The 26,282-nt window shown below is 70.8% G+C and carries 27 protein-coding genes, 3 tRNA genes and 1 pseudogene; 16 read left to right on the top strand and 15 right to left on the bottom strand.

Features of this window, described 5'->3' with window-relative positions:
- Positions 1 to 198 precede the first annotated feature (198 nt).
- Together ACGFIK_RS09690 and ACGFIK_RS09685 are read right to left on the bottom strand one after the other, a co-directional pair.
- Positions 199 to 762 (bottom strand): YbjQ family protein, encoded by a 564-nt coding sequence (locus ACGFIK_RS09690; protein ID WP_393338728.1) that lies wholly within the window; start codon positions 760 to 762, stop codon positions 199 to 201.
- Positions 763 to 789: 27 nt separating this feature from the next.
- Positions 790 to 1,470: a S1 family peptidase gene (locus tag ACGFIK_RS09685; RefSeq protein WP_393338725.1), complete on the bottom strand. Its 681-nt coding sequence runs from the start codon at positions 1,468 to 1,470 to the stop codon at positions 790 to 792.
- Positions 1,471 to 1,928: 458 nt separating this feature from the next.
- Here ACGFIK_RS09685 and purS point away from each other — a divergent pair, with 458 nt between their 5' ends.
- The 4 genes and pseudogenes from purS (at position 1,929) to ACGFIK_RS09665 (ending at position 6,161) form a co-directional block, all read left to right on the top strand.
- Positions 1,929 to 2,192 carry a phosphoribosylformylglycinamidine synthase subunit PurS gene (purS, locus tag ACGFIK_RS09680; RefSeq protein ID WP_203999093.1) on the top strand — a complete coding sequence of 88 codons (264 nt, stop codon included), beginning with the start codon at positions 1,929 to 1,931 and terminating at the stop codon, positions 2,190 to 2,192.
- Complete coding sequence (purQ, locus tag ACGFIK_RS09675) at positions 2,189 to 2,872, top strand: phosphoribosylformylglycinamidine synthase subunit PurQ (RefSeq protein ID WP_327023360.1); 684 nt, start codon at positions 2,189 to 2,191, stop codon at positions 2,870 to 2,872. Before purS ends, purQ begins: the two co-directional genes overlap by 4 nt.
- 67 nt (positions 2,873 to 2,939) lie before the next feature.
- A complete protein-coding gene (purL, locus tag ACGFIK_RS09670) occupies positions 2,940 to 5,648 on the top strand; it encodes a phosphoribosylformylglycinamidine synthase subunit PurL (protein WP_393338721.1) in 2,709 nt (902 codons plus the stop codon).
- A 57-nt stretch (positions 5,649 to 5,705) separates the two neighbouring features.
- A pseudogene (locus ACGFIK_RS09665) lies at positions 5,706 to 6,161 on the top strand (2-phosphosulfolactate phosphatase).
- A 122-nt stretch (positions 6,162 to 6,283) separates the two neighbouring features.
- On the opposite strand, the gene ACGFIK_RS09660 reads toward ACGFIK_RS09665, so the two are convergent.
- Positions 6,284 to 8,239 (bottom strand): carboxypeptidase regulatory-like domain-containing protein, encoded by a 1,956-nt coding sequence (locus ACGFIK_RS09660; RefSeq protein WP_393338718.1) that lies wholly within the window; start codon positions 8,237 to 8,239, stop codon positions 6,284 to 6,286.
- 527 nt (positions 8,240 to 8,766) lie between these two features.
- On the opposite strand from ACGFIK_RS09660, the gene ACGFIK_RS09655 reads away from it, so the two are divergent.
- The 5 genes from ACGFIK_RS09655 (at position 8,767) to amcA (ending at position 13,588) form a co-directional block, all read left to right on the top strand.
- Positions 8,767 to 9,129 carry a sterol carrier family protein gene (locus tag ACGFIK_RS09655; protein WP_327023357.1) on the top strand — a complete coding sequence of 121 codons (363 nt, stop codon included), beginning with the start codon at positions 8,767 to 8,769 and terminating at the stop codon, positions 9,127 to 9,129.
- Positions 9,130 to 9,290: 161 nt separating this feature from the next.
- Entirely contained in the window at positions 9,291 to 10,892 is a 1,602-nt protein-coding gene (gene purF / locus ACGFIK_RS09650; protein ID WP_327023356.1) for an amidophosphoribosyltransferase, read from the top strand.
- Between the two features lie 61 nt (positions 10,893 to 10,953).
- The gene (purM, locus tag ACGFIK_RS09645; protein WP_327023355.1) at positions 10,954 to 12,108 is read left to right on the top strand and encodes a phosphoribosylformylglycinamidine cyclo-ligase; all 1,155 of its coding nucleotides are present in this window, start codon (positions 10,954 to 10,956) and stop codon (positions 12,106 to 12,108) included.
- Between the two features lie 168 nt (positions 12,109 to 12,276).
- Positions 12,277 to 13,383: a cyclophane-forming radical SAM peptide maturase AmcB gene (gene amcB, locus ACGFIK_RS09640; RefSeq protein WP_327027321.1), complete on the top strand. Its 1,107-nt coding sequence runs from the start codon at positions 12,277 to 12,279 to the stop codon at positions 13,381 to 13,383.
- Positions 13,352 to 13,588, top strand: a complete 237-nt coding sequence (gene amcA, locus ACGFIK_RS09635; RefSeq protein ID WP_327023354.1) for a multiple cyclophane-containing RiPP AmcA — start codon at positions 13,352 to 13,354, stop codon at positions 13,586 to 13,588. Before amcB ends, amcA begins: the two co-directional genes overlap by 32 nt.
- Before the next feature lie 147 nt (positions 13,589 to 13,735).
- On the opposite strand, the gene ACGFIK_RS09630 is transcribed toward amcA, so the two are convergent.
- Both ACGFIK_RS09630 and ACGFIK_RS09625 read right to left on the bottom strand, forming a co-directional pair.
- Positions 13,736 to 13,948, bottom strand: coding sequence for a DUF3073 domain-containing protein (locus ACGFIK_RS09630; protein ID WP_327023353.1), 213 nt, complete (start codon positions 13,946 to 13,948; stop codon positions 13,736 to 13,738).
- Positions 13,949 to 14,244: 296 nt separating this feature from the next.
- Positions 14,245 to 15,327 (bottom strand): Glu/Leu/Phe/Val dehydrogenase, encoded by a 1,083-nt coding sequence (locus tag ACGFIK_RS09625; protein WP_327023352.1) that lies wholly within the window; start codon positions 15,325 to 15,327, stop codon positions 14,245 to 14,247.
- A 205-nt stretch (positions 15,328 to 15,532) separates the two neighbouring features.
- Between ACGFIK_RS09625 and ACGFIK_RS09620 the strand changes: the two genes are divergently transcribed.
- Both ACGFIK_RS09620 and ACGFIK_RS09615 read left to right on the top strand, forming a co-directional pair.
- The gene (locus ACGFIK_RS09620) at positions 15,533 to 16,372 is read left to right on the top strand and encodes a hypothetical protein (protein ID WP_327023351.1); all 840 of its coding nucleotides are present in this window, start codon (positions 15,533 to 15,535) and stop codon (positions 16,370 to 16,372) included.
- Between the two features lie 277 nt (positions 16,373 to 16,649).
- Positions 16,650 to 16,859, top strand: coding sequence for a BldC family transcriptional regulator (locus ACGFIK_RS09615; protein WP_007073996.1), 210 nt, complete (start codon positions 16,650 to 16,652; stop codon positions 16,857 to 16,859).
- Between the two features lie 174 nt (positions 16,860 to 17,033).
- On the opposite strand, the gene ACGFIK_RS09610 is transcribed toward ACGFIK_RS09615, so the two are convergent.
- Positions 17,034 to 17,420 carry a PPOX class F420-dependent oxidoreductase gene (locus tag ACGFIK_RS09610; protein WP_327023349.1) on the bottom strand — a complete coding sequence of 129 codons (387 nt, stop codon included), beginning with the start codon at positions 17,418 to 17,420 and terminating at the stop codon, positions 17,034 to 17,036.
- A 54-nt stretch (positions 17,421 to 17,474) separates the two neighbouring features.
- Between ACGFIK_RS09610 and ACGFIK_RS09605 the strand changes: the two genes are divergently transcribed.
- On the top strand, positions 17,475 to 18,254 hold the full coding sequence (locus ACGFIK_RS09605) for a class I SAM-dependent methyltransferase (RefSeq protein WP_393338710.1): 780 nt from the start codon (positions 17,475 to 17,477) through the stop codon (positions 18,252 to 18,254).
- Positions 18,255 to 18,312: 58 nt separating this feature from the next.
- On the opposite strand, the gene ACGFIK_RS09600 is transcribed toward ACGFIK_RS09605, so the two are convergent.
- Positions 18,313 to 18,603: a hypothetical protein gene (locus tag ACGFIK_RS09600; protein ID WP_013730883.1), complete on the bottom strand. Its 291-nt coding sequence runs from the start codon at positions 18,601 to 18,603 to the stop codon at positions 18,313 to 18,315.
- 193 nt (positions 18,604 to 18,796) lie between these two features.
- On the opposite strand from ACGFIK_RS09600, the gene ACGFIK_RS09595 reads away from it, so the two are divergent.
- Positions 18,797 to 19,708 carry a 3-hydroxyacyl-CoA dehydrogenase family protein gene (locus tag ACGFIK_RS09595; RefSeq protein ID WP_327023347.1) on the top strand — a complete coding sequence of 304 codons (912 nt, stop codon included), beginning with the start codon at positions 18,797 to 18,799 and terminating at the stop codon, positions 19,706 to 19,708.
- Positions 19,705 to 20,451, top strand: a complete 747-nt coding sequence (locus ACGFIK_RS09590) for an enoyl-CoA hydratase/isomerase family protein (RefSeq protein WP_327023346.1) — start codon at positions 19,705 to 19,707, stop codon at positions 20,449 to 20,451. Before ACGFIK_RS09595 ends, ACGFIK_RS09590 begins: the two co-directional genes overlap by 4 nt.
- Before the next feature lie 64 nt (positions 20,452 to 20,515).
- Here ACGFIK_RS09590 and ACGFIK_RS09585 read toward each other — a convergent pair whose 3' ends face one another.
- Complete coding sequence (locus ACGFIK_RS09585) at positions 20,516 to 21,853, bottom strand: ABC transporter substrate-binding protein (protein WP_327023345.1); 1,338 nt, start codon at positions 21,851 to 21,853, stop codon at positions 20,516 to 20,518.
- A gap of 153 nt (positions 21,854 to 22,006) precedes the next feature.
- Here ACGFIK_RS09585 and ACGFIK_RS09580 point away from each other — a divergent pair, with 153 nt between their 5' ends.
- Positions 22,007 to 22,396 (top strand): hypothetical protein, encoded by a 390-nt coding sequence (locus ACGFIK_RS09580; RefSeq protein WP_327023344.1) that lies wholly within the window; start codon positions 22,007 to 22,009, stop codon positions 22,394 to 22,396.
- Between the two features lie 19 nt (positions 22,397 to 22,415).
- Here ACGFIK_RS09580 and ACGFIK_RS09575 read toward each other — a convergent pair whose 3' ends face one another.
- On the bottom strand, positions 22,416 to 22,703 hold the full coding sequence (locus ACGFIK_RS09575; protein WP_327023343.1) for an SRPBCC domain-containing protein: 288 nt from the start codon (positions 22,701 to 22,703) through the stop codon (positions 22,416 to 22,418).
- Between the two features lie 166 nt (positions 22,704 to 22,869).
- Here ACGFIK_RS09575 and ACGFIK_RS09570 point away from each other — a divergent pair, with 166 nt between their 5' ends.
- Positions 22,870 to 23,241 (top strand): VOC family protein, encoded by a 372-nt coding sequence (locus ACGFIK_RS09570; protein ID WP_327023342.1) that lies wholly within the window; start codon positions 22,870 to 22,872, stop codon positions 23,239 to 23,241.
- Positions 23,242 to 23,354: 113 nt separating this feature from the next.
- On the opposite strand, the gene ACGFIK_RS09565 is transcribed toward ACGFIK_RS09570, so the two are convergent.
- From ACGFIK_RS09565 to idi, 6 genes are all read right to left on the bottom strand, one after another.
- Positions 23,355 to 23,428, bottom strand: a tRNA-Phe gene (locus tag ACGFIK_RS09565).
- A 102-nt stretch (positions 23,429 to 23,530) separates the two neighbouring features.
- A tRNA-Asp gene (locus ACGFIK_RS09560) sits at positions 23,531 to 23,604 on the bottom strand.
- A 33-nt stretch (positions 23,605 to 23,637) separates the two neighbouring features.
- Positions 23,638 to 23,710, bottom strand: a tRNA-Glu gene (locus ACGFIK_RS09555).
- A 154-nt stretch (positions 23,711 to 23,864) separates the two neighbouring features.
- Positions 23,865 to 24,647 (bottom strand): polysaccharide deacetylase family protein, encoded by a 783-nt coding sequence (locus ACGFIK_RS09550; protein WP_327023341.1) that lies wholly within the window; start codon positions 24,645 to 24,647, stop codon positions 23,865 to 23,867.
- Between the two features lie 95 nt (positions 24,648 to 24,742).
- Entirely contained in the window at positions 24,743 to 25,693 is a 951-nt protein-coding gene (locus tag ACGFIK_RS09545; RefSeq protein WP_327023340.1) for a MerR family transcriptional regulator, read from the bottom strand.
- Positions 25,683 to 26,273: an isopentenyl-diphosphate Delta-isomerase gene (idi, locus tag ACGFIK_RS09540; protein WP_327023339.1), complete on the bottom strand. Its 591-nt coding sequence runs from the start codon at positions 26,271 to 26,273 to the stop codon at positions 25,683 to 25,685. Before idi ends, ACGFIK_RS09545 begins: the two co-directional genes overlap by 11 nt.
- Positions 26,274 to 26,282: the final 9 nt, after the last annotated feature.

Raw genomic sequence — 26,282 nt, 5'->3', positions numbered from 1 at the left:
ACCCCTCCCGCCCTGCCCCCGCACGCCCTCCGCCCTCGCCCGCCCCCGCCTCGCGCGCCGATCTTGCACTTTCTGCCGGGACATCAGCGGGCGAAAGCCGCATATCGGCGACCGAAAGTGCAAGATCGGCGCGGACAGGGGTCGGTGGGCCGCGGGGGTCGCGGGCAAGGGCCGCGGGCGGCAGGGCAGCGGCGTGGGTCAGCTGTCGCGGGTGGGGGTTTCTGGGGCGGTGCGGAGGTTGGGGGCGCTGGCGGGTTCGGCGATGCCGCCGGGAGTGTCGGCGAAGGCCGGGTCGGTGGCGGTTTCGGCGGCGATCAGCGGCTGGTCCGGGGGCATGACGTCGGGGACCTTGGGTGCCACGATGACGGCCGTGCCGTAGGCGCAGATCTCCATCCACATCTCGCCGCAGTCGCGGCTGTCGAACCGCATCCCCACCACGGCGTTCGCGCCGAGCCGGCGGGCCTCCTCGCCGAGTCGGGCCACCGAGTCGGTACGCCACCGGGTGAGGTTGTCCGGCGCCATCGGGTCGTACGCGCCACCTCGGAGATTCTTGACCCCTTCGCGGTACGGGTTGCGGGTCCTGGCCATCGAGGAGACCACCTCGCCGAGGATCTGGCGGATCTCGTAGCCGGGAAGTTGATCCGTCGTCACGACCAGCACGGTTTCGATGCTGTCAGGCGCCGACACCGAGCAACGTGAGCCTTGTTCACCTGCTCGGATGCTGAAAAACGACGCGGCGCGGACGGCGGGCGCGTAGCCCACCTTCCGCGCCGCTTCGGACGCTTTCCGTCAGACACCGGCCACGGAGGTGATCCAAGCCCGGTTGTACGCGACACTGCCGTAGTTCTGGATGCTCTGGCCGTCGGCGGTGGAGGCGACCCCGACCTGGGCGCCGTTGTAGAACTGCGGGCCGCCGGAGTCGCCCCGCCAGGCGTTGCCGTTGATCCGGGTGCTCCGGATCGCCTGCCCGCCGTACGCGTCGGTGACGCTGTTGCTGGTCACCCGGACGGACGCGGTCTTGAGCTGGGTGGAGGCCGAGCAGCCGCTGTAGCAGGTCATGCCCCAGCCGAAGATGGTGTTGGTCGAGTTGAGCGGCGGGTTGCTGTTGGCCAGCGTGACGTAGGTGGTGCTCACCGCGCTGGACAGGCGCATCAGGGCCAGGTCGTAGCGGCCGTAGGTGGCGCTGACCGTGCGGGTGACCCCGCCGGAGGTGCGGTTGACGCTGCCCACCCGGACGGACATGGTGCCGCCGAGGCAGTGCCGGGCGGTGAGTACCCACTGCGGGGCGATGATCGTGCCGGAGCAGGTGAACGAGCCGTTGCTGAGCACCGCCGCGGCCCACGGCGCGGAGGAGACGGTCCCGCCGCCGATGATGTACGGGCCGATGGGGGCGGCGACGGCGCCGGAGCTGGCGCCGAGCACGCCGGCCAGGGCTGTGGCGAGGACCGCGAGCAGGGATCGGATGCGCATCGGTAGGGCTCCTTCGGGGGTCGCGGGACCCGGGTTACCGGGTCGACCTGCGGCGACGGGTAGGGGGTGATCCGTCGCCGCTACGTCGATAAATCGACGTCTGACGATGTACCGTAGAGCCGGGTGAGGTGTTTCACAAGAGGTACATAGAAACAGGGTGATGTAACAGTCGGATTTCCCGAAGTCGGCCCGCCCGGCCATCCCCCGTCCGACTTCCGACCGGCTCTGCCGAACTGTCCCCGATGATCCGTTACGCAACGCGCCGGGAGATCGGACAACAAAGCCGTATCGGGACAGCAACGAACCCGTATCGATCCTGAAAGGGCCGAGCGGGCGGCCACCGGCGCTGTCCGACGCCCCTCCCACCGGTGCGTCCGGCGCGACTCCTGCCAGGTAGGCTGGCTGCGCTCGCCCGTTGTGGGTCGGCACCCAACTGCGTACACAGTCAGGAGTGCCCAGTGCCTCGCGTCGTCGTCGACGTCATGCTCAAGCCCGAGATCCTCGATCCGCAGGGCCAGGCCGTCGCAAACGCGCTGCCCCGGCTCGGTGTCAACGATGTCGCCTCGGTGCGGATCGGTCGGCGCATCGAGATCGACTTCACCGGTGAACCGGACCTGGACCGGGCCCGGGAGATCGCCGACAAGCTGCTCGCCAACCCGGTCATCGAGGACTTCACCGTCCGCCTGGTCGAGGCCGACGAGCCTGCGGAAGCCCGGTCGTGACCGCGCGGGTCGGTGTGGTGACCTTCCCCGGCTCGCTCGACGACGGGGACGCCGCCCGGGCGGTCCGGATCGCCGGCGCCCAACCGGTACGTCTCTGGCACGGAGACCCGGAGTTGCACGGGGTGGACGCGGTCGTCCTGCCCGGCGGCTTCTCCTACGGTGACTACCTGCGCTGCGGGGCCATCGCCCGGTTCGCCCCGGTGATGGAGACCATCATCGACGCCGCCGCCGGTGGCCTGCCGGTGCTCGGCATCTGCAACGGCTTCCAGATCCTCTGCGAGGCCCACCTGCTGCCCGGGGCGCTCACCCGCAACCAGCACCTGCACTTCCGCAACCGCGACCAGATCCTGCGCATCGAGTCGGCTGGCACCGCTTGGACGAACGCCTTCCAGCCTGGCCAGGAGGTGCTGATCCCGGTCAAGAACGGTGAGGGTTGCTACGTCGCCGACCCCGCCACCCTGGACGCCCTCGAGGCCGAGGGCCGGGTGGTCGCCCGGTACGTCGGGGTCAACCCCAACGGCTCGCAGCGGGACATCGCGGCCATCACCAATTCGGCCGGCAACGTGGTCGGCATCATGCCGCACCCCGAGCACGCGGTGGAGGCCCTCACCGGCCCCTCCCTCGACGGCCTCGGCTTCTTCACCTCGGTGCTCAAGCACCTGGTGGGGGCGCCGGCGTGACCGTCCGCGTCGGGATCATCGGTCGGCTCACCCGCCGGTACGGCGGCGAGCGCAACGAGGAGAGGTCATGACTACGCATCCGGACCCGGTACGGGAGACCCCGGAGGCAGTCCCGGCCACGCCGGCACAGCCGGTCCAGCCATATCCGGCCGCCGCGCCGGTCCGGCACGCCTCCGGGCAGGCCGAGTGGGCGGATCGGGTGGACACCGTGCCGCGCGCCGAGGGCACCCCGGAGGAACTTCAGCCGTACGCCGAACTGGGGCTCCGGGACGACGAGTACGACCGCATCCGGCACATCCTGGGCCGCCGGCCCACCCAGTCCGAGCTGGCGATGTACTCGATCATGTGGAGCGAGCACTGCTCCTACAAGTCCAGCAAGGTGCACCTGCGCCAGTTCGGCGAGAAGGCCCCGCCGAGTGACCGGCTGCTCGCCGGCATCGGGGAGAACGCCGGTGTGGTGCGGGTCTCCGACGAGCTGGCGGTGACCTTCAAGGTCGAGTCGCACAACCACCCGAGCTTCGTCGAGCCGTACCAGGGTGCGGCCACCGGGGTCGGCGGCATCGTCCGGGACATCCTCGCCATGGGCGCTCGTCCGGTAGCGGTGATGGACCCGCTGCGCTTCGGCGCGGCCGACCACCCCGACACCGCCCGGGTACTGCCCGGGGTGGTGGCCGGAGTCGGCGGGTACGGCAACTGCCTGGGCCTGCCCAACATCGGCGGCGAGGTGGTCTTCGACCCCTGCTACCAGGGCAACCCCCTGGTCAACGCCCTCTGCCTCGGCGTACTGCCGGTCAGCCGCCTGCAGAACAAGGCCGCGGTCGGCCCCGGCAATGTCGTGGTGCTGATGGGTGCCAAGACCGGGCGCGACGGCATCGGCGGCGTGTCGGTGCTGGCCAGCGCGACCTTCTCCGAGGGCAGCGAGCAGCGTCGCCCCTCCGTGCAGGTCGGTGACCCCTTCATCGAGAAGCTGCTGATCGAGGCATGCCTGGAGCTGTACGACGCCGAACTGGTCGCCGGCATCCAGGACCTCGGCGGGGCCGGGCTGACCTGCGCCCTCACCGAGACCGCCGCGGCGGCCGGCACCGGCATGCGGGTCTGGCTGGAGCGGGTGCCGCTGCGCGAGCCCTCGATGGACCCGCACGAGATCCTGGCCAGCGAGTCCCAGGAGCGGATGCTGCTGGTCGTCGAGCCGGCCAAGCTCGAGACCGTCCTGAAGACCTGCGAGAAGTGGGGGGTGCTGGCCACCGCCATCGGTGAGGTCACCCCGCCCGAGCCGGACGGCCAGCCGGGTCGACTGCTGATCACCTGGCGGGACCAGCTGGTGGTCGACGTGCCGCCGGGTTCGCTGGTGGACGACGGTCCGGTCTACGCCCGCCCGATGCGGGAGCCGGCCGACCTGATCCTGCTCCAGGCCGACCGGGCCGAGACCCTGCCCCGGCCCAGCGACCCGGACGCGCTGCGGGAGACCGTGCTGCGCATGATCGCCTCGCCGAACCTGTGCGACAAGACCTGGGTCACCGAGCAGTACGACCGCTACGTGCTGGGCAACACCGTGCTCGCCCAGCCCGAGGACTCCGGCGTGATCCGGATCGACGAGCGGACCGGCCTGGGAGTGGCCCTGTCGGTCGACGGCAACGGCCGGTACGCCCGCCTCGACCCGTACCACGGCGCCAAGCTGGCCCTGGCCGAGGCGTACCGCAACGTGGTGGTCACCGGCGCGACCCCGATCGCGGTCACGGACTGCCTGAACTTCGGCTCCCCGGAGGACCCGGGCGTGATGTGGCAGTTCGCCGAGGCGGTACGCGGCCTCGCCGACGGCTGCGCCGAGCTGGGCATCCCGGTCACCGGCGGAAACGTCAGCTTCTACAACCAGACCGGGGCGGCGGCCATCCACCCGACCCCGGTCGTCGGGGTGCTCGGCGTCTTGGAGAACGTCGCCGAGCGGGTGGCGATGGGCTTCGTCCCGCGGCCCAGCGGCGACCACGACCAGCTCTTCCTGCTCGGCGAGACCCATGTGGAACTCTCCGGCTCGGAATGGGCCTGGGTGACCCACCAGCACCTCGGTGGCGTACCCCCGCATGTCGACCTGGCCCGGGAGAAGCAGCTCGGTGAGCTGCTGGCCGCCGCCGCCCGAGTCGGTCACCTCAGCTCGGCGCACGACCTCTCCGACGGGGGTCTCGCGCAGAGCCTGGTGGAGTCCTGCCTGCGGCACGGCGTCGGCGCCCGGATCGCGGTGCCGGAGCGTTTCGAGGGCAACTCCATGCCCTTCGTCTTCCTGTTCAGCGAGTCCGCCGGCCGGGTGCTGGTCTCGGTGCCCCGGGGCCACGAGAAGGCGTTCACCGCCCTCTGCACGGACTACGGCGTGCCGTGGGAACCGATCGGGGTCGCCGACCCCTCCGCCGGTGCGCTTGAGGTGCTCGGCCAGTTCCGGATCGGCCTGGACGAGCTGCGCGAGGCGCACAGCGCCACCCTGCCGGCCCTGTTCGGCGGGGTCACCCCGGTCGAGTCGGCCCCGGACGCCGCGGTCGAGGCCGCGCCGGTGGTCGAGTCTGCCCCGGTGAGCGAGGCCGAGGCCGGGGCGACCGCCGAGGGCGAGCAGGCCGGCGTGGCGGCGCCTTCGGAGGAGGACCCCGAGTCGTCCGCACCAGAGGCGGCGGGTGCCGAACCGACCGTCGAGCAGGTCGAGCGGGCGGCACCGCCGGTCCGCCGGCCGACCGGTGAGGGTGACCCCACCGCCGAGGCGCCGGGAACGCAGCCGACCGCCGACGAACGCTGAGGTGTCGGCCGGGCCCGACCTGACCCAGTCCGGTTCCGGGCCCGGTTCGACTGGGGCCTGGCCGGGGCGGCCGAACTAGGCCGGGTCTGTGCCGTGCTGGTGGTGGTGGACGTGTTGTCGTTCACCACCACCGTCGAGGTGGCGGTCGGGCGCGGTCGCCGTCGGGCACTGGCTGCTGAGCCAGGGGTACGGCTCGACGACCGCACCGATCGGGGTGATCGCGGCGGGGAACGCTGGCCGGACGGCTCGCTGCGCCCGGCGGTGGAGGATCAACTCGGTGCGGCGAGCGTGCTCGATGCGCTGTCCGGGGTGACCGGTGGCCTCTCCGTGGAAGCCGCCGTGGCACTGGCCGCCCTGGCCAGCATTCCGGACGTACCGGCGGCGATCCGGGGCTGTGTCTCCGGCCGTGAACTGATCGACGCCGGCTTCGCCGAGGATGTCGAGATCGCCGTACGCCTGGACACCTCGGCCGTGGTCCCACTGCTGCGGCAGGGCGTCTTCACCCGGGCTTAGCGAGGACGTCTTCGTCCTCGCGGCTGGCGACACCAAAGGCTGGACGCGCCGGGGAGGACGACGGGCGGCTGCGGCAGATGATGCCCGCCGTCACCGCTCCGTCGTCCTCCTCAGGCGTCGCTTCAGTCGTCCAGCCAGTCGAGCCGGCGTCCGCCGCGCTCTCCCGGGCCGGCTTCCGGCCGGGCGCGGCCGGCCTGTGCCGGATCGGCGCCGTAGCCAGCGCCCTGCTCGTAGCCGCTGTCGTAGCTCTCGCGCTGGCGCGGCGGCTGCTCCTGGCCGTACCCGCCGCCCTGCTCGTAGCCGCTGCCGTAGCCACCGCGCTGCTGCGGCTGCTCCTGGCCGTAGCCACCGCCCTGGCCGTAGCCGCCGTAGCGACTGGCGTCGTCGTACCCGCCGGGCTGGCCGTAGCCCTCCGCCGGTTGTCCGTACCCGCCGGGCTGCGCCGGGTAGCCGCCGGTCGGCTCGGCCTGGCCGTACCCGCCGGCAGGCTCACCCCGGCCGTAGCCGGTGGGCTCGCTCTGGCCGTAGCTGGTCGGTTCGCTCTTGCCATACCCGGTGGGCTCGCTCGGGCCGTAGCTGGTCGGTTCGCTCTTGCCATACCCGGTGGGCTCGCTCGGGCCGTAGCTGGTGGGGGTGCTGGAGGCGTATCCGCCCGCCGGCCCAGCCTGGCCGTACCCGCCGGTCGGCTCACTCTGGCCGTACCCGCTGGTGGCTGCGCTGCCGTAACCACCGGTCGGCTCGCCCCGGCCGTAGTCCGGCTCCGTCGAACCGTAGGCGCTGGTCGACCCGGCCTGGCCGTAGCCGGGCTGGTCGGCCTGGCCGTACCCGCTCGTGGGCTCGGTCCGGCCGTATCCGCCGGTCGGCTCGCTCTTGCCGTAGCCACCGGACTCACCCCGGCCGTATCCGCCGGTCTCCCCACGGCCGTAGCCGGTGGGTTCGCTCTGGCCGTAACCCTGGCCCGCGTCCTGCTCGTACAGGCCGGTCGCGTAGGGGTCGGCGGGCGCGGGGTAACGGGTCTCGTCACCGGTGTAACGGCCGGTCGGCTCGTCGTACCGCTCGCCGTAGCCGGCAGCGCCACCGCCAGCCGGGGGGTAGTCCGCCCCGGCACCGCCGGCACCGTAGTCACGGCCGCCATACCCGGCACCCGACGACGGGGTGCTGCCATAGCCGGGGGTGCCGTAGCCGGCGGGCTCGTCGCCGTAGCGACCGCCCGACCAGGCCTGGCCGGCTCCGCCCGCAGCGCCGTAGGGCTGTGCGGGTGCGCCGTACGGGTCCGGGGGAACGTCGTCGACCACCGGCTGGTGCATCATCGTCGGCGCGTTGCTGATCCCGGCACCGGCGACCATGGTCGGGTCGGGCGTGGCGCCGACCCGGTTGACTACGCGGGTCTGGTCGTCCGCGCTGACGAAGTTGCCTCGGGCCGCCGGAACAGCGCCAGCGGGGGCGGCGGCGGGGGCGTCCCCGTCGACGTCGCCGTCCTCGTTCTCCTTACGCCTCATCCACAGCAGCACGATCGTGCCGACACCGACGGCAACGAACAGACCGCCGAGCAGCACCAGCAGCCAACTGCCGAAGCCACCGGAGTCCTCGTTGCCGGCCTGGGCCGGTGGGGCCGCAGACTCGCCGGGGGGAGTCTCCTCATCCTCGGCGAACTCGTCGTCGAAGGGGTCCTCCGTCGGCACCGCGGACTCGCTGGCCGACGGGGTGGGACTCGGGCTGTTCGAGGCCTGGATCGCCAGGGTGATCCGCTGTCCGGTGACGCTCTGACCGGCGTTCGCCGTGAAGCTCACGACCTCCCGGACACTGTTCGCGCTGGCACCGATGTCGATCCGGCCCGGCGCGATGGGGCGGTCGTTGCTGCCGGTGAAGCGGAAGTTGCCGTCGGAGTTCGTGTTGGTCTCGTACTGCTTACCGGCGCTGTCCTTGAGCAGGACGTACGCGTTCGCCACCCCGTCACCGGCCTGGTTGACCACCTTGCCGGAGATCGACCGGACCGTCTGCGGCGCCTGAGTGGTCGGCGGCGGGGGAGCAGCGACCATCGTCACGTTCGTCGAGGCCTCGGCATCCCGCCGAATCACACCCTGAGACTCAACGGCCTTGACGGTAATCGTGGCTGACCCGTTGGAGGCGTCATTTGCGAGTTGGAAGGTGGCTTGGAGAGTGCCAGCTGCATCAACGCGCCTGCGCTCACAGCCGTCGACGCACCTCAATTTTCCGTTGTTCGAGCTGACGGTGATGTCCACCGGGACGGCGTCGTCACCGAAGCTCAGCGAGTAACTCACGGTGGTGGTCTTACCCGCCTCAACGGCGCTCGGAGATGCCGAGACGTTGTTGACGCTGGGGGCGGCGAGGGCGGGTGTGGCGGGGACCGCGAGCAGGGCACCCACAATCAGCGCCACGACCACACCGGCCCGCGTTTGCCAGGCTCGTCGGTGTGTTGACACGTCCACCGCCTTCCGGACTGATCTTCCCTGGCCGGCGGGGTGCCAGGCCTGGGGAACATCACGGTACGAATACGCCGTCGGCAACTATGCCTTGTCGGGGCGGATCGGCGCGACCCAGGGCCAGCGTGAAGCGTGGCGGGGCGAGGCCGTATCGTCCCGTCGTGTCCTCTCCGTGCGATAAGTCCGCCGCGGTCGCGGCGGTGATGGCGGCGCTCGATGAGGGCCGCACACCTGAACGGTCGGTCATCCGTGCGGCGGTAAGGGCCTTATTGACCACCCTTGCGGATCGTGCCCCCGGCCGATCGGTGGAGGTGCGCGTCCCACCTTACGGTGCAGTTCAGTGCGTTCCGGGTCCGCGACACACCCGCGGTACACCTCCGAACACGGTCGAGATGGATCCGCAAACCTGGCTCGAGTTGGCCACCGGACGACTCGACTGGGCCCAAGCGGTCACGGAGGGTCGCGTACGGGCGAGTGGTGCTCGCGCGGACCTCTCCCCGTACCTGCCCCTCGAACTGGAGTGACGCATGTTGCCGCTGACCTTTAGCGGTGACAACGTGACTGTATGTGGCGACTTGGATTCGCGTACACTGTCAGGCGACGACAGTGTGGTCCCGGCCAATCAGCGGAGCAGGCCCTTTGGGGTTCCGCCAGGCCAGTCCAGACCAGCAAGAGGGAGCGGTAGGTGCCCCGAGGCGACGGCCGGCTGAGCCACGACCTTGATCCCCAACGACCTGGCCCCCAGGACGCCTGTGGCGTCTTCGGCGTCTGGGCGCCGGAGGAAGAGGTCGCCAATCTCACCTACTTCGGGCTGTACGCACTACAGCACCGGGGGCAGGAGGCGGCCGGGATAGCGGTCAGCGACGGCTCCGGCGTGGTGGTCTACAAGGATCTCGGCCTGGTGGCCCAGGTCTTCGACGAGCCGACCCTGGCCAGCCTGCGCGGGCATCTCGCGATCGGGCACACCCGCTACTCCACGACGGGTGGTTCCACCTGGGAGAACGCCCAGCCGACCATCCGGGCCACCAGCGCCGGCACCACGATCGCCCTGGCGCACAACGGCAACCTGGTCAACACCGCCGAGTTGCAGCGTGAGGCGGCCGAGCGGGGCCTGAGCGCGGACGGGTCGACCAACGACACCTCCCTGGTCACCATGCTGCTGGCCAGTCGACCGGATCTCTCCGTGGAGGCGGCGGCCCTGGAGGTCCTGCCCCGGCTGCGCGGCGCGTTCAGCTTCGTCTTCATGGACGAGAGCACCCTCTACGCCGCCCGCGACCAGCACGGCGTACGCCCCCTGGTGCTCGGCCGGTTGGAGCGGGGCTGGGTGGTGGCCAGCGAGACGGCGGCGTTGGACATCGTGGGTGCCAGCGTGGTCCGTGAGGTCGAGCCCGGCGAGCTGATCGCGATCGACGCCGAGGGGCTGCGGTCCACCCGGTTCGCCGCCCCCGAGCCCAAGGGCTGCCTCTTCGAGTACGTCTACATCGCCCGTCCGGACGCCACCATCGCCGGTCGCAACGTGCACGCGGCCCGGGTGCAGATCGGCCGGCAGTTGGCCAAGGAACACCCGGTAGAGGCCGACCTGGTCATCCCGGTTCCGGAGTCGGGCACCCCGGCGGCGATCGGCTACGCCGAGGAGTCCGGCATCACCTACGGCGCCGGCCTGATGAAGAACCCGTACGTCGGACGCACCTTCATCCAGCCGTCGCAGACCCTGCGCCAGCTGGGCATCCGACTCAAGCTCAACCCGCTTCGGCAGAACGTACGCGGCAAGCGCCTGGTCGTGGTCGACGACTCCATCGTCCGGGGCAACACCCAGCGGGCGATCGTCCGGATGCTGCGCGAGGCCGGCGCCCTGGAGGTGCACGTCCGCATCTCCTCTCCGCCGGTGTCCTGGCCCTGCTTCTACGGCATCGACTTCGCCACCCGGGCCGAGTTGCTGGCCAACGGCCTGGACAACGAGGGCATCCGGCGTTCCATCGGTGCCGACACCCTGGGTTACGTCTCACTGTCCGGCCTGATCGCCGCGACCGAGCAGCCCAAGACCCGTCTGTGCCGGGCCTGTTTCGACGGGGAGTATCCGATCGAACTTCCCGTCGGCAACCTGATCGGCAAGCACGTTCTAGAAGGAATCGGCCGTCGCGTCGCCCACAACTCGGACGACACCGACTCCGTCGAGCAAACCGTCCCTCCGCTCGTCGCCGCTGCGGGGGCCGACGACGATCTCAGCCGGGCACGCCGTACCTCGCGCTCCGACCTGAAGATGTCGGCCACCACAAACCGCCCGTAGCATCGCCCGGTTGCGGTCGGTCACCGTCGACCAGCAGCCGAGAACCACAAAGGGGAGAACCGTGACGCACGTGTCCGAGCGCAGCGGCGCAGGAAGCAGCCCGACCGGCGCTGGCGGCGACCGCCAGCCCTGGACTGCCGGCACCGGCCGTCAGGCTCGCAAACGTTCGGTCTCGTACGCGGACGCCGGTGTGTCGATCGAGGCGGGTGACCGCGCCGTCGAGCTGCTGAAGTCCAAGGTCAAGCAGACTCGCCGGCCGGAGGTGATGGGCGACCTCGGCGGTTTCGCCGGCCTGTTCCGGCTCGACACCACCAAGTACAAGAACCCGATCCTGGCCTCCTCCACCGACGGGGTCGGCACCAAGCTGGTGATCGCCCAGCAGATGAACATCCACGACACGGTCGGCATCGACCTGGTCGCGATGGTCGTCGACGATCTCGTCGCCTGCGGCGCCGAGCCGCTGTTCCTGCTCGACTACATCGCCACCGGCGAGGTCGTGCCGGACAGGGTCGCCGAGATCGGCGCCGGCATCGCCGACGGCTGCCGCTACGCGGGCTGCGCGCTGCTCGGTGGCGAGACCGCCGAGCACCCGGGCGTGCTGCGTCCGGACGAGTACGACATCTCCGCCACCGGTGTCGGGGTGGTGGAGGAGAGCGAGATCCTCAGCCCCGCGCGGGTCGAGGTGGGCGACGTGGTGATCGCGATGCGCTCGTCCGGTCTGCACTCGAACGGCTACTCCCTCGTCCGGCACGTGCTGCTCGGCGCGGGACGGATGCGGTTGGACGTGGTGATCGACGACTTCGGTCGGCAGCGGACCCTGGGCGAGGAGCTGCTCACCCCCACCAAGATCTACGCCCAGGACTGCCTCAAGCTGATCGCCGAGGCCGAGGTGCGGGCGCTGGCCCACGTCACCGGCGGCGGCATCCCCGGCAACCTGGTGCGGATCCTGCCCGAGCACGTGGACGCGGTGGTCGACCGCTCCACCTGGCGCCCGCAGCCGATCTTCGACCTGATCCAGTCCAAGGGACGGATCGAGGACCCGGAGATGGAGTCGACCTTCAACATGGGGGTCGGCATGTTCGCGATCGTCTCGGCCGAGGACGCCGACCGGGCCCTGGCCACCCTCACCGGCCGGGGGGTCGACGCCTGGCAGGTGGGCGAGGTCATCGAGGGCACCGGCGAGGTGAAGATGGTCGGCCAGCACACCCGCGGCTGAGGTGACCCGATCTTCCGGGCGCCTGGTCCGGGGTTCACCCGAGCAGCCGTCGCGGCCTAGCCTGTAGGGCACCCTCAACGCTGCGGGGCATGACCTGCCGGGGTGTCCCGGCAGCCTTCTACCGCTATGAGGAGGGCGATGGCTGCACGGGGACGACCGATACCCGGGATGCGTGGGCTGACCGCCGTTCCGTCGTACGTCGTGATGCAGCCCACCACCCTCTGCAACCTGGACTGCGCCTACTGCTATCTGCCCCTGCGGGCGGTCGACCGGCGGATGTCCGTCGAGGTGGCGCAGGCGGTGGCCGCCTCGGTGAACCCCTGGGCAGCGGAGGCCCGGTTCTCCGTGGTCTGGCACGGGGGTGAGCCGCTGGCCGCCGGTCGTGAGCAGTTGGCCGCGCTGATGGCACCCTTCGGCCCGGAGGTGGAGCACCACGTCCAGACCAACGCCACCTTGATCGACGACGCCTGGTGCGAGTTCTTCGTGACCCATCGCATGCGGGTCAGCGTCAGCGTGGACGGTCCCCGGGAGCGCAACACCGAGCGGGTGACCCGCTCCGGCCGGCCCGCGTACGACCGGATCGTCCGTGGGGTGGCGGCCCTGCGCCGGCACGGGCTGCCGTTCTCGGCGCTGGCGGTGGTGAACGACCCGGCTCCTGGCCGGGCGGCGGAGCTGTACGACTACTGCCTCGACCTCGGCTGTGAGGTGCTCGGGGTGAACATCGAGGAGACCGAGGGAGTCAACACCCGGGACAACGCCCACGATCCGGCCCTGGTGACCGGGTTCTGGGCCGAGTTGGTGGCCGCCTGGCGCCGGCAGCCGCAGATCCATCTGCGGGAGGTCGAGTGGTCGCTCCGGTACGCCGCCGCGGTGCTGAACGACACCGCGGATGATCTGCTGCCTCGGCGACTCGACCCGATCCCGACGATCGCCTACGACGGCTCGGTGGTGGTGCTCTCGCCCGAACTGGCCGGCTTCACCGACCCGCGGTACGGCGATTTCAGCAGCGGAAACGTGCTCCGCACCCCGCTGCACACGATCCTCGAGGAGGCCACCGAGCGGACGGCCTGGGTCGGGGAGTTCCTGACCGGGGTGGAGGCCTGCCGTTCCTCCTGCCCCTACTTCGGATTCTGTGGCGGGGGCCACGCGGCCAACCGGTACTTCGAGCTGGGGCGTTTTGACGGTACGGAGACCGAGCACTGCCGCAACAGCAAGATCCGCTTACTGGAGGGAGTGTTGGAGCATGCCCGAAACCACCAGCCGTCGGGAACCTGAGCCAGCGACCGGAGAGGATTGCGACCAGGTCGGCGCCAAGGTGCGGGAGGCCGCTGCCGGGCTCACCGCTCTCCTGCACGAGGCCGATGCCGCGCGACGGTCACGGGCGGAGGTGGCAGGTGGTGACGGCGCCAGCGCGGTCTGCGCCTGGAACCACTTCGAGAACATCCCGACGTTCTACAACTGGAACAACCGGCCACGATGAGCCGACCGGGCTGATTCAAGGGCCTGCCACGCTACCGGATTCTGGTCCGGGCATGGCAGGCCCTTGAGTCGTCGGGTGTTGCGCCGCCTTGGCGGGCACATACGTGAGCACGCGGGGAGTTACCGCGTGCTCAGATGCGACCAGGGGTCAGCGGGTCGGGCGGACCCACTTGTCCGGGTCGTCCCCGGTATGGTCCTCGTCTTCGTCGACGTACTCGTTGTAGTCGTCGTCGAAGTTGCGGTCCGACTTGCCGCCGCCGCCGAGTTCTCGCTGCAAGGCGGCGAGGTCGGTGTTCGGGGAGTGATACTTCAACTCCCGGGCCACCTTTGTCTGCTTGGCCTTAGCACGGCCGCGCCCCATGGCTCGACCCCCTCGCACAGAATGCGGGGCAGCCCGAAGGCGGGCCCCGATGACGTCAGGCATCTCTCGTGGCTCTTACGGTACATGGGGATGCCACCGTTCGGCACCTCGGGTTACCGTCGACCGCCCCCGCGCGTTGCGGCAGGCGGTCGTCACCCATTGTACCCGGTAAGGAGCGATGCCGGGAACGGTCGTGACAGGGGGCGAACCTGGCGAATGCGTCGTGTTCCCAGCGTAACCGGGATCGACCGGCCGGGGCGGGCGGGATCGGCCCACCCGCCCCTACCGGAGAGTCGTCAGCGCAGGTGGATGGCGCGCAGGCGGCCGATCTCGGCCATCCGCCGCTCGGCCAACCGGTCGGCCGCCACCGCGGGCGGAACGCCCTCGTCGTCGGCGAGCCGCAGGATCTGCCGGGTGGTGTCGTAGATCCGGGTGGCGCGCAGCTTGGCCCGCTCGAAGTCGAAGCCCTCGATCTCGTCCGCGACCTGGATCACACCACCGGCGTTCACCACGTAATCGGGGGCGTAGAGGATGCCCCGGTCGGCCAGCAGCTTCTCGACTCCCGGGTGGGCCAGCTGGTTGTTGGCCGCACCGGTGATCACCTTGGCGCGCAGGGCCGCCACGGTGTCGTCGTTCAGCGCACCACCCAGGGCACACGGGGCGTATACGTCGATGTCCGCCGCCACCAGCGCAGAGGCGTCGTCCAGCAGCGAGACCTGGGGGTGGGTGGTGCGGGCCCACTCCAGGGCCTGCGGGCTGACATCGGTGGCCACCACCTCGGCGCCGTCCTCGATGAGGTGCCCGACCAGGTACTTACCGACCTTGCCCAGACCGGCCACACCGACCCGCTTGCCGTGCAGGGTCGGCACCCCCCAGACGTGCTCGGCCGCGGCCCGCATGCCCTGGAAGACACCCCAGGCGGTGAGGATGGAGGAGTCACCGGCTCCGCCGTGCTCCACACTGCGACCGGTGACGTAGCGGGTCTCGCGGGCGATCACGTCCATGTCCGGCACGTAGGTGCCCACGTCGCAGGCGGTGTAGTAGCGCCCGCCCAGGGACTCCACGAAGCGGCCGTACGCCCGCAGTAGCGCCTCGGTCTTGATCTGCGCCGGGTCACCCCAGATGACCGCCTTGCCGCCGCCCAGGTCCAGACCGGCCAGGGCGTTCTTGTACGCCATGCCGCGAGACAGATCGAGGACGTCCGCCAGGGCCGCCTCTTCGCTGTCGTACGGGTAGAAGCGGGTGCCACCGAGGGCGGGGCCCAGCGCGGTGGAGTAGATGCCGATGATCGCCTTGAGGCCGGTCTGCTTGTCCTGGCAGAACACGACCTGCTCGTGGCCGGTGGATTCCGGATCGTCGGTGCTGGCGAATACGCCCATGGCTGACTCCTGTGTCGGCGGGCGCCCTCGTGGGACGCGGACCTGGTCTACGCCGGCGGGGATGCTGCCGGTGCTGCGAAGCCTAGTATCGACCTGGCCCGGGATGCCCTCGCCAGTCGGCCGTCCCGTCCAGCGGGCACCCACCGGTGCAGGCCACGGTGACGCCGAGCAACGCTCGGCTTGCGATTCGTGGGAGGATCGCGCCGTGCCGTCGCTCTTCGCTTCATACCTGCGCGTGTACGAGCCGTTGACCGCCTTCGACCGGGACCGCCAGGCGTACTGGCGCCGCTATGTCGAACAGGGGCGGGCAGTGGCGCCCGTGGAGGGGCCGGGCCGACAACGGACCTCGGTGATCGAGGCGCTCGGCGCCGGCTGGACCCGGCTGCCCGATCTGCCCGAGGAGGCCTACGTCCTGGAGGCCGACGAGGGGCTGCTGGTGTGCCCGTGGAACCTGCGGATCCGGGTGGCCGAGGCGGCGTTGAGCGCCCGGGACGGAGTGCCGCCGGTGCTGGCGGACGCCTTCGTCCCACCCGTGCTGGCCGGGCAGGCCAAGGCCGTGGTGGAGGACTGGCGCAGCGGTGCCCGGGTGCTGGAGCGGGGGGTGCCCCGGGTGCACGAGCAGATCGCCACCTGGGGGGTGCCGCTGCGCTGGTTCGTGCTGTTCGACCCCGAGGAGCGGCAGCACGTCACCGCCCCGGATCGCCGGGCCCTGCGCTTCCGTACGGAGATCTCCAAGGCTCGGCGGCGCTCCTCCCGGGCGCTGTCCGTGCTGCGCAAGTCGGTAGGGGACGCCCCGATCACCGAGGCGGTCGAGGAGGCGGCCCGGTGGCTGGAGGAGTTCCACCCGCGCTCCGTGGTCGAGCTGGACTACGGCGGCCTGGTGGACCTGCTCTCGGACGAGACCCTGGTCGAGGACGATTCGCCGGAACTGGTCGCGGCGGGACTGGCCGGGCTGTCCGAGGGCGAGGCCGAGGAGGCCTCGGCGGCGTACGACAAATTGGTCGCTCGGTGGCGTGCCGTGCAACTTCTGGAGCGGTGTAACTAGTCCGACATTGTCCGAGCAACTCATCCGACAATGCCCGACAATGTCCGTTCACAATCTGAGGTTCCTTCGTAGTTGATGCATCACGAACCGTGATCATGAGTCCGAATAAGGTAGGTTCTGGCGTGTAAAGGTGGCATAAATCGGGCATGGTTCATCCGTCCGTCTAGGGACGTTCGGCCGTTCGGCCCATGTCGGACATCGGGGACTAGCCGGACCATGGGAGGCGCGTCGGCCGGCGGGACCCCGGCCGATGTCTATACATGTGGAGGAGTGACCGATGGCATCGCGAACGCACGAACCAGAGCCGCTACTTACACCGGCCGAGGTGGCGTCGATGTTCCGTGTCGACCCGAAGACGGTGACCCGTTGGGCCAAGGCTGGCAAGCTCAGTGCCATCCGGACCCTGGGCGGCCACCGCCGTTACCGGGAGTCGGAGGTCAGAGCGCTGCTACAGGGGCAGATCCCGCAGCAGCGCCAAGGGGACTGACCGGCCGACAGATAACGAAGCTCGCCTGAAGGGCGGCGGATCTGATGATTCGCCGCCCTTCAGCTCGTCTCAGCCATGAAAACCGGGCGTCCTGGGGTCGGGACCTCGACATACGGCCGCCCGGCGGCTGACTGGCCGCTCAGCCGGTTTGCCGGGCTGGTCAGATCGGATCGGTCAGTCCGAGTCCGTGAGTTCGAGTCGGATGCCGATCGTGCCGCCCTGGCCGCGCCGCAGCCGACTGCCGAGCAGGCTCAGCCGACCCAACACCCGGTACTTCTGCTTGATCAGCCCACGGATGCGCTCCATGGCGCCCGGGTCGTAGAGGGTCGCCATGGCCGGTACGGCCGTGCCGTGTGGCCGACCACGGACGTCGCAGGGCGCCACCGTGACCTCGCCGCTGCGCCGGATCCGTTTCACCTTGCCGGCGTCTGCGGCGGTCCACACCGCCAGGGCGTCACCGTCGCGGACCGCCCAGACCGGGGTCGGCACGGCTCGGCCGTCCTTACGGAAGGTCGTCAGGAGGATGTACTTCTCCGCTGCGAGGCGATCCAAGGTGGTCACCCCCTCAGAGTACGGGCGTCAGCCAGGTATGAGCAGGCCGATAGCGTGGCGGATGTGACGACAGAACCGCGAATCGGTGACGTCTTCGGGGAGCTGCTGCGCGACGCGCTGGCCGTGGCGACCGGAGTCGGCCCCCGCCCGCTGGCCGGCGGGCGGGTACCCCGCCCGGTCATCGAGATCATCGAGAGGGACGACGGACTGGTCAACGGGGCGCCCGCCGCCCAGTACCTCGAAGAGCCGTCGCAGTGGCAACCCCACGACCACCGGGCGGTGCAGCGGGTACGCGGCGCCACCCTGGACATCGGTGTCGGCGCCGGCCGGATCGCGCTGCTGCTCCAGGAGCGTGGCGTAGCCGTCACCGGGTTGGACGTCTCGCCGGGCGCGCTGGCGGTGTGCCGCCGTCGGGGCGTACGCGATCTGGTGCTCGGCACTGTGGACGAGCACGCCGCCAGCGGACGGCGGTACGACACCTTCCTGCTGCTCGGCAACAACCTGGGGCTGCTGGAGGGCCGGGAACGGGCCCCGGCCTTCCTCACCGCGCTGGCCGCGATGGCCAACCCGGGGGCGCAGGTGATCGCCCAGGGCACCGATCCCTACGGCACCCGCGATCCGGTGCACACCGGCTACCACGAGGCCAACCGGCGCCGGGGCCGCCTCGGTGGGCAACTGCGGCTGCGGCTGCGCTACCGCGAGTTGAGTACCCCCTGGTTCGACTACCTGGTCTGCTCCCCGGCCGAACTGGCCGACCTGGTCCGGGGCACTCCGTGGAAGCTGACCGACATCGACGACCGCGACGCCCCGTACTACCTGGCCACCCTGCACCTGCCCGGCTGAGCGGGTGGAAGGTTGAGAAGGGCCCCCTGCCGTACCGCAAGGGGCCCTTCCGTAACGCTCAGACCTGGACGGTGGGGGGAAGCTGCTCCGGGGGGAGGCCGCCGTCGCCGTCCACGACCTCGTCGGGCTGGCCGTCCTCGTCGATGTCGACCATCGTGACGTCCACCTTGCCGTCGCCGTCGGTGTCGAACTGGAACAGGTCGGCCTTGCCGTCGCCGTCGGTGTCGACCACCCAGACGTCCGTACGGCCGTCGTTGTTGGTGTCGGCGCGCAGCAGTTCGACACGCTCGTCGCCGCGCGTCTCGACGGTCTCCTGGGCCTCCGTACCGGTCTCCGGTGCCTGGCTCATCAGTTCGTCCCTTCCCTTGGTTGTCAGCGGTCCTACCCGATCTCGGCCGCCCCCACGCACGCGACGATGATCGTGCTGCATAGGGTCGCACCATGACTGAGCGGAGGGTACGGACCAGCTTCGGCGTGGCGGTGATCCCGCGCGCCAACGGCGCGGCGGAGACCGAGGGTCGTCACGGTGCGGTGATCGGCCGATGACGCAGCGATTCGTGGTGGTCGGTGCCGGCACGATGGGTCTGGGCATCGCGTACGTGGCAGCCGGTGCGGGTTACGCCGTGGAACTGGTCGAGGTGGACCGGGACCGGGGTGCAGCGGCCGTCGAACGACTCGGCCAACTGTGGGACCGGGCGGTGCGGCGCGGCAAGTTGACCGCCGAGCAGGCCGCCTCCAGCCGGGCTGCGGTGACCCTGCGGGCCGGGCTGGGCGAGGTCGCCCCCGCCCCGGAGGTGATCGTGGAGGCGGTACCGGAGCGGCTGGAGCTCAAGCGGGCCGTGCTGGCCGAGGCGGAGCGACTGGAGCCGGCCCTGCTGGGCAGCAACACCTCAAGCATCTCCATCGCCGACCTGGCCGCCGGACTGGCCCGACCGGAGCGGTTCTGCGGGTTGCACTTCTTCAACCCGGTCTGGGTCATGGCCCTGCTGGAGATCGTGGTCGGCCCGGCCACCGCCGAGGAGACCACCGAGGCGGCCCGCGCCCTGGCCGGTCGGCTGGGCAAGGACCCCGTCGTCGTACGCGACATGCCCGGCTTCGCCACCTCCCGGCTCGGGGTCACCCTGGGGCTGGAGGCCATCCGGATGCTCGCCGACGAGGTGGCCAGCCCGGCCGACATCGACAAGGCGATGGTGCTCGGCTACCGGCACCCGGTGGGCCCGCTGGAACTGACCGATCTGGTGGGTCTGGACGTGCGCCTGGACATCGCCCGCACCCTTCAGGCCGCCTACGGCGACCGGTTCGCCCCGCCACCGCTGCTGGTGGAGATGGTCGCGGCCGGTCGCCTGGGCAAGAAGTCCGGCCACGGCTTCTACCGCTGGGTCGACGGGGTCCGCAGCGACGGTACCGAGTGGACGGCCCCGGGATCGGATCCCGCGACAGGAGCGGCGCAGTGAGCGGCGGGCTGCGGATCGAGGAGCACCCGGACCGGCTGGTGGTCACCCTGGACCGGCCGGAGAAGCGCAACGCCATCGACGCCGACCTCATCGCGGCCCTGCACGAGGTCTGCGCCGAGTTGGAGGCCCGGCCCCGGATGCTGCTGCTGACCGGTGGCACCGAGGGAATCTTCGCGGGCGGGGCGGACATCGCCCAACTGCGCGAACGGGGTCGGCTGGACGCCCTGGCCGCGATCAATTCGGCCGCCTTCGCCCGCATCCGGGCCCTGCCCATGCCGACCGTCGCGGCCATCGACGGCCCGGCGCTCGGCGGCGGCGCCGAACTGGCGTACGGCTGCGATCTTCGGGTGTGCACGGAGCGGGCGGTGTTCGGCCAGCCTGAGGTGCGGCTGGGCATCCTGGCCGGAGCCGGGGCCACCCACCGCCTGCCGGCGCTGGTCGGTGAGGCCCGGGCCAAGGAACTGCTGTTCACCGGGCGGCGGGTGGACGCCGCGGAGGCGCTGCGGATCGGCCTGGTCAACCGGGTGGTGGCGACCCCGGAGGAACTGTTGCCGGCCGCCCACGAACTGATCGACGAGATGGCCAAGGGTTCCGCGCTGGCGCTTCGGTTGACCAAGCTGGCCGTCGACGCCCCGCCGGCCGCGCACCCGCACCTGGACCTGGTCAGTCAGGCGGTGCTCTTCGAGGACGAGGAGAAGCGTCGCCGGATGACGGAGTTCCTGGACCGTCGACGCGGACGCTGAGACAACCGGAAAGGTCCGCACCGACCTGGTCGGTGCGGACCTTTCCGGTTGTCCTCAGGTCGGCTCAGCGGCCCAGCGCCGCCAGGGGTACCTCCGCGTCCGCGAGTGCCCGGATGACCGCGGCGGACTCACCGAAACCGATGATCAGGATGGCGTCGGCACCGAAATCCTTGATCTCCTTGGCGCCCTCGCTGAAGTCGATCGGGGCGGCGTCGGCCTCCTCGCCGGGTTGGTAGTTGAGCAGCTTCACCTTGTCGCCGCCGAACCCGGCCCGTTCCAGCTCACCCTGGACGGTCTTCTGAAGGCCCTCACCGTAGGAGTCCTTGCGGGCCACGATCGCGATCTTGTGCGGGCCGTCCCGGAGGATCACGTCCGCCAGGGCCCGGCCCTGCAGCCCGTCCGGCGGGGCGGTGCGGAAGTAGAGCCCTCGGTCGTCCACCTCGGTCAGGCTGGCCGCCGTGTTGGAGGGAGAGAACAGGATCCGGCCCGCCTTGACCACGTCCTCCAGGACGGCGGCGGAGATGCCGGAGCCGCCGGCGCCGATCATCACGTGGACCCCGGCCCGGACGTGTCGGTCCACGGTCTCCTTGGCGATCGCCGGGTTGGTGCCGTCGTCACCGTCGACCCAGACCACCTCCTCGCCGAGCACCCCACCGGCCGCGTTGATCTCCTGGATCGCCAGTGCCGCACCAGCGGCCAGCGGCGGGTACGCGATCGCCAGGTCGCCGCTCTTGGGCAGCAACCCGCCGAAGACCAGAGGTGCCCCGCTGGACTGGGCGCTGCCGCGCGGCGGTCGCTTGCTACTCGCGGCGGACTCGTCACCGGCGCCGACGAACTCCGTCTTGGCGTCGTTGAGCTGCTGCCCGTCGAAGTGCTGGGTGGCGTAGCTGGCGGTCGCCGGCTCACCGGCGTCGGTGAACCCGGCCCGGGTGATCGAGACGCTGCGGTACTCGATGTCCTCACCGTCGCGGATCAACTGGAGGCACTGGTCCACCGCCCCGCAGCGGGTGCCGTGGTTGGTGACCCCGACGATCTGCTTGGCGATGGCCGGCGGATCGGTGGTGCCGGCGAGTTCCGCAGCGAGAGCACTGATCACCACCGCGTCGTACGCCTCTGCGGAGTAGAGGAAACCGTCCAGACTCGGATCCACGGACAGTAGCCGCTTCTTGAAGTCCTCCGAGAGCGGTGTGAGGGGGATGGTGCCCTTCATACCGTCTACCAGGTTGGCACGATCTCCCAGCTCCTCCGCGTACGAGTTCGACATGTTGCCGTCGGTGCCGTAGAGGCGCACCTGTTGGGCGGTCGTCTCTTCGCGCTCATCGTTCCCGCAGGCGCTGGTGGCGAGCAGGACCGTGGCGCAGACCGCCAGAACAGCGCTCCGCGTGCCGCGTGACATGTGCATTGTCGTCCTTCCTCCGCGAAGGTCCGCTGCGCAGACTAACGTGCCGCGAAGGGCGACGGGACCGTGGAGGGCCGTCTATCCGCAGGTCGCCTCCCGTATGTGCGGAGAGTGACACAAGCGGGTTCCTTGACCGGAGCACTTACTGTGCGGTGCGTGACCGACTCGCCACAGCAGACCCTTGCCGACGCCACCGCGATCCTCAGCTCGGCGCTCGACGGAGACTCCGACGCCGTGGTGGGGACCTTCGATGCGGTCGTCGACCGGGACGGCCTGACCGGTGCGTACGACGTGGCCTGGTGTCTGGCCGCGACCATGGTCGGTGACCCGGTGCCCCCGGGAGCCTGCGCCCTGGACTTCCCCGGCATCGACCAGGCCGAGTACGACGCCCGGTGGGTGGCCCGCTTCGTCAGCGCGTACGCCAACTCCGACCTGGAGACGGGACGGGCGCTGTTCGGTGCGGCGGCGGCCGACGGACTCCTGCCGGACTGCCTGCTGACCCTCGCCGGGTCGACCATCGCCACCCTGCGGCACCGATCCACCTGAAGGCTCGCGCGGCCCGGCCTCACCCCGGGCGGTCGACGACTGTCGCGGCGAACCGGGAGAGCAGCTCGGACCAGCCGGCGGTGAGGGCCTGCCGGTAGCCCTCGGCCGCCTCGCCATGCCGGTCGAAATGCCGGTGTGTGACCTCGACCAGCGTGCCCGCTGCCGCCGGTGTGAACTGCACCTCAACCTCGCTGGCCAGGGCCGGGTCCGGCACCGGCGCCCGATCCGGGCCGATCTGCCAGGTGAACACCAGCCGACCGGGCGGATCCCAGATCAGCACCCGACCCCAGCAGGTGCCCTTCTTCATCCCGATGCCCTCGGCGGCGGCAAGAGCGCTGTTCGCGGTGGCCCTGCTTCTTGTCGGGGCCGCGGTGGGTTGGTATCTCTGGCGACAGGACTAGCTGCTCCGGTGGCCATGAGCCCAGGGGCACTTGACTGCTTTGCCCCTGCTTGGTGGCAAGTACGATGTGTCGATGCCAGTCGACATCTACGCAGGCATCTCGGTGGACGACTATCCCGCCGCCCTGGCCTGGTACGAGAAGCTTCTCGGCGTTCCGCCGTCCTACGTGGCCAGCGACACGGAAGCCGTGTGGGAGCTGGCCGAACACCGGTCGATCTTCATCGAGCACCGACCGGCCCATGCGGGCCACACGCTGCTCACCATCTTCGTGGACGACCTCGACGGGTTCGTCGCCGCTGCCGCGGACCGGGGGGTCGAGCCAGCGAAGCGGGAGACCTACCCCAACGGGGTACGCAAAGCGGACTTCTACGACCCGGACGGCAACGAGCTGAGCTTCGGCGGGGCACCGCTGAGACAGCACCTGGATTTCCCTCGTCCGCCGTGATCTGAGGCCGTGTGAGGAAGGCCACGGCGGATGATCGGCGATCAGGGCAGATAGCAAGATCCCCACCTGCGTTTCCGCTGGTGGGGACCTCTGTAGCCCGGCGAAAGGCTATGTGGCCAGGGGCGGGGTCGAACCGCCGACCTTCCGATTTTCAGTCGGACGCTCGTACCAACTGAGCTACCTGGCCGTGGTGCTCGGGTCATGTTACCCGGTTGGCGGGAGCGCCACCGAACGGGTCACCTGTCCCGATACGCAGAACGCCGCGCGAATGGCGCGGCGTCAGCGCTTGCGGTCCTGACGGGACTTGAACCCGCGACCTCCGCCTTGACAGGGCGGCGAGCACTCCAACTGCTCCACAGGACCTAGCTAGTGTTGCATCCGGCCGAAGCCGGACCGTGCCCCCAACGGGATTCGAACCCGTGCTACCGCCTTGAAAGGGCGGCGTCCTGGGCCGCTAGACGATGAGGGCGGCCCCGCCATCATTGCACATTCGCAACTCTGTGCGGACTTGCTCCCATCCGGCCCCGCCGGAGGCTTGGAAAGCATACGTGATGTCTGACCGGACGACCAAACCGGTATGCCTCCAGCCGCAGAAGCTCCCGAAACCGCAGGTCAGCGGGGTGCTAGCGGAGTCGGGTGATCCCGTGGTCGCGCTTGAGGGCGGCGATCACCTTGGGGCAGGCGGCCAGGGTGGCGGCCCGATTGCCGCCTCCGTCGTGCAGCAGGACCACCGAGCCGGGCCGGGCGGCCCGCTGCACCCGCTTCTGGATGGTGGCGGCGGTGGGTCGGGTCCAGTCCTGGGGGTCGACCGACCAGTGCAGGGATCGCATGTCCAACTGCTTGGCCACCTTGACCACCTCGGCGGTCCAGCGACCGCCGGGCTGCCGGTAGTACGGCACCTTCGCGTCGGCCACCGCGCGCCGGATCTCCCGGTTGGTCCGGGCCAGGTCGGCGCGGATCTCGGCGACCGGCCGCCGGGCCAGGTCCAGGTCGTGGTTCCAGCTGTGGTTGCAGAGCTGGTGCCCCTCCCGGACGACCCGCCGGACCAGCTCGGGATGTTTGCGGACCTGGGTACCCACCACACAGAAGGTGGCCTTGACCTTGGCGGCCTTCAGCAGGTCCAGCACCTTCGGGGTCCAGGCCGGGTCCGGACCGTCGTCGAAGGTGAGCGCCACCTTCGTACCGCCGGTGGTGCGCACCAGGCCGGCGGGCAGCTTGGCGGGCAGGGGCCGCAACCGGGGCTTGGGGGAGGCGGTGGGGCTGGGGGCCGCCGCCTCCGGCGGCAGGGCGGCCGAGGGTGGCGGGCTGGTGGGGGCCGGGGTGGGCTCGGAGGTACCCGGGCCGCAGCCGGCCAGCAGCAGGAGGGTCAGCCCGGTCAGGCAGGTGCGCAGCAGACGAGGATGCATCGTTCGCTCCCGAGAGGGGTTCGGGTATGCAAGCCTCGAACGCTAGTTCACCCCTTTTCGGCGGATAGCGGCGGGTAGGGGAGGTGGGCGCGGGCTCAGGAGGCGGCCGGTCGGCCCAGCGAGTCGCGTACGGAGATCGCCAGCTCGACCGCCTCGGCCAGATCGCCGAGGTGCACCACCCCGGCGGGCAGGGTGTCGACCCGCCAACCCGGCCCGGCGGCAAGCAGCAGCAGGGGCCGGCGGGGCGCACTGAGCAGCGCGTTGAGCTGGGTCGGGTCGGCGGTGGCCCGGATGTGTGACCAGATCATCACCGCGGCCGGCCCGGTCCGCTCTACCGCGTCCAGCAGGGCCGTCGGCGGCACCCGGGCGCCGAGCATCCGATGGTTGACCCCGACCTCGGCCAGCGCCGCTGCCAGCGCCTCCAGGGGCAGGCTGTGCTGCTCCTCGTCGGCACAGGCGAGCAGGATGCGGGGCGGTTGCCCGGCCGGAGCGGGACGGGCCGCCACGACCGCCGCGAAGGCGGTCGACACGCACCGGGAGATCAGGTGCTCCACCTCGACCAGGGCAGCCGTGGCGGCGTGCCGCTCCCCGATGCCGACCAGCACCGGGCGGAGCAGGTGGTCCCAGGTGTCGACCACCCCGTCGGTGGCGATCGCCCGGGTGATGGTCTCGCTGATCGCCTCGGCGTCCAGGCGCATCGCGGCTCGGGCCAGGCCACGGGCCACCGGACCGGCCCGGTGCACCGGGATGGTGGCCCCGCCACCGGCTCGGGCCTTCGTCGACCCCACCGGGCGCGGCGTCCGGACGGACCCCGGCTCCGGGGCCTGCCGGGCCCAGCGGGCCGCCTCCGCCGGGCTGACACCGTCCGCGGTGAGTCGCCGCATGACCTCCAGCCGGGCCAGGTCGGCCGTGGTGTAGCGCCGGTGGTGCCCGGGGACGTGTTGGCTAGGCCCCAGACCGTACCGCTGGTGCCAGGTGCGCAGGGTGGTGACTGCGATACCCAACCGTCGGGCTACCGCCCCGGCGCTCAGCGCCTCATCGACCACCCGACCGCTCCGACGCGTCGCTGGCCGGCAACTGGGCCGGGCCCGACGGGCGCAGGAGTCGGTCCAGCACCCCGCCCAGCCACGGGGCGTACGCCTCGGGGTCCTCGATCAGTTCAGCGGAGAGGGTCACCGGATCCGCCCAGCGGAGTTCGGCGACCTCGGCGGGCTGCGGGTGCAGGGGCGCTTCCGGCTCGAACTCGCCGCGCAGGACGTGGTCGTACTCGACCTCGACCCGTCCGGTGGCCGGATCCTCGGCACGGTAGATGTGCACCCCGACCTCGGTCAGCGGGACCGGCCCGACCCCCAACTCCTCCGCCAGCCGCCGGTTGGCCGCCTCGGCCAGGGACTCACCCGGCTGGGGATGGCCGCAGCAGGCGTTGGCCCAGCGCAGTGGAAACCGGGTCTTCACCGCGGCTCGACGTTGCAGCAGCACCCGACCGTCCGGTGCCACCAGCAGCACGGAGAAGGCACGATGCAGCCGGCCGGGGGGCTGGTGGGCCGTAGCGACCGTGGTCGAGCCGATGGGCTGACCGGTCTCGTCCACCAACTCGACCAGATGACTCTCCCGGGACGGGGACATCAGTGCATA

The sequence above is a fragment of the Micromonospora sp. NPDC048871 genome, from assembly GCF_043198155.1.
Lineage (GTDB): Bacteria > Actinomycetota > Actinomycetes > Mycobacteriales > Micromonosporaceae > Micromonospora.
The sequence above is the reverse complement of the archived record's forward strand: the minus strand, read 5'-3'. Positions and strand labels throughout refer to the sequence as shown.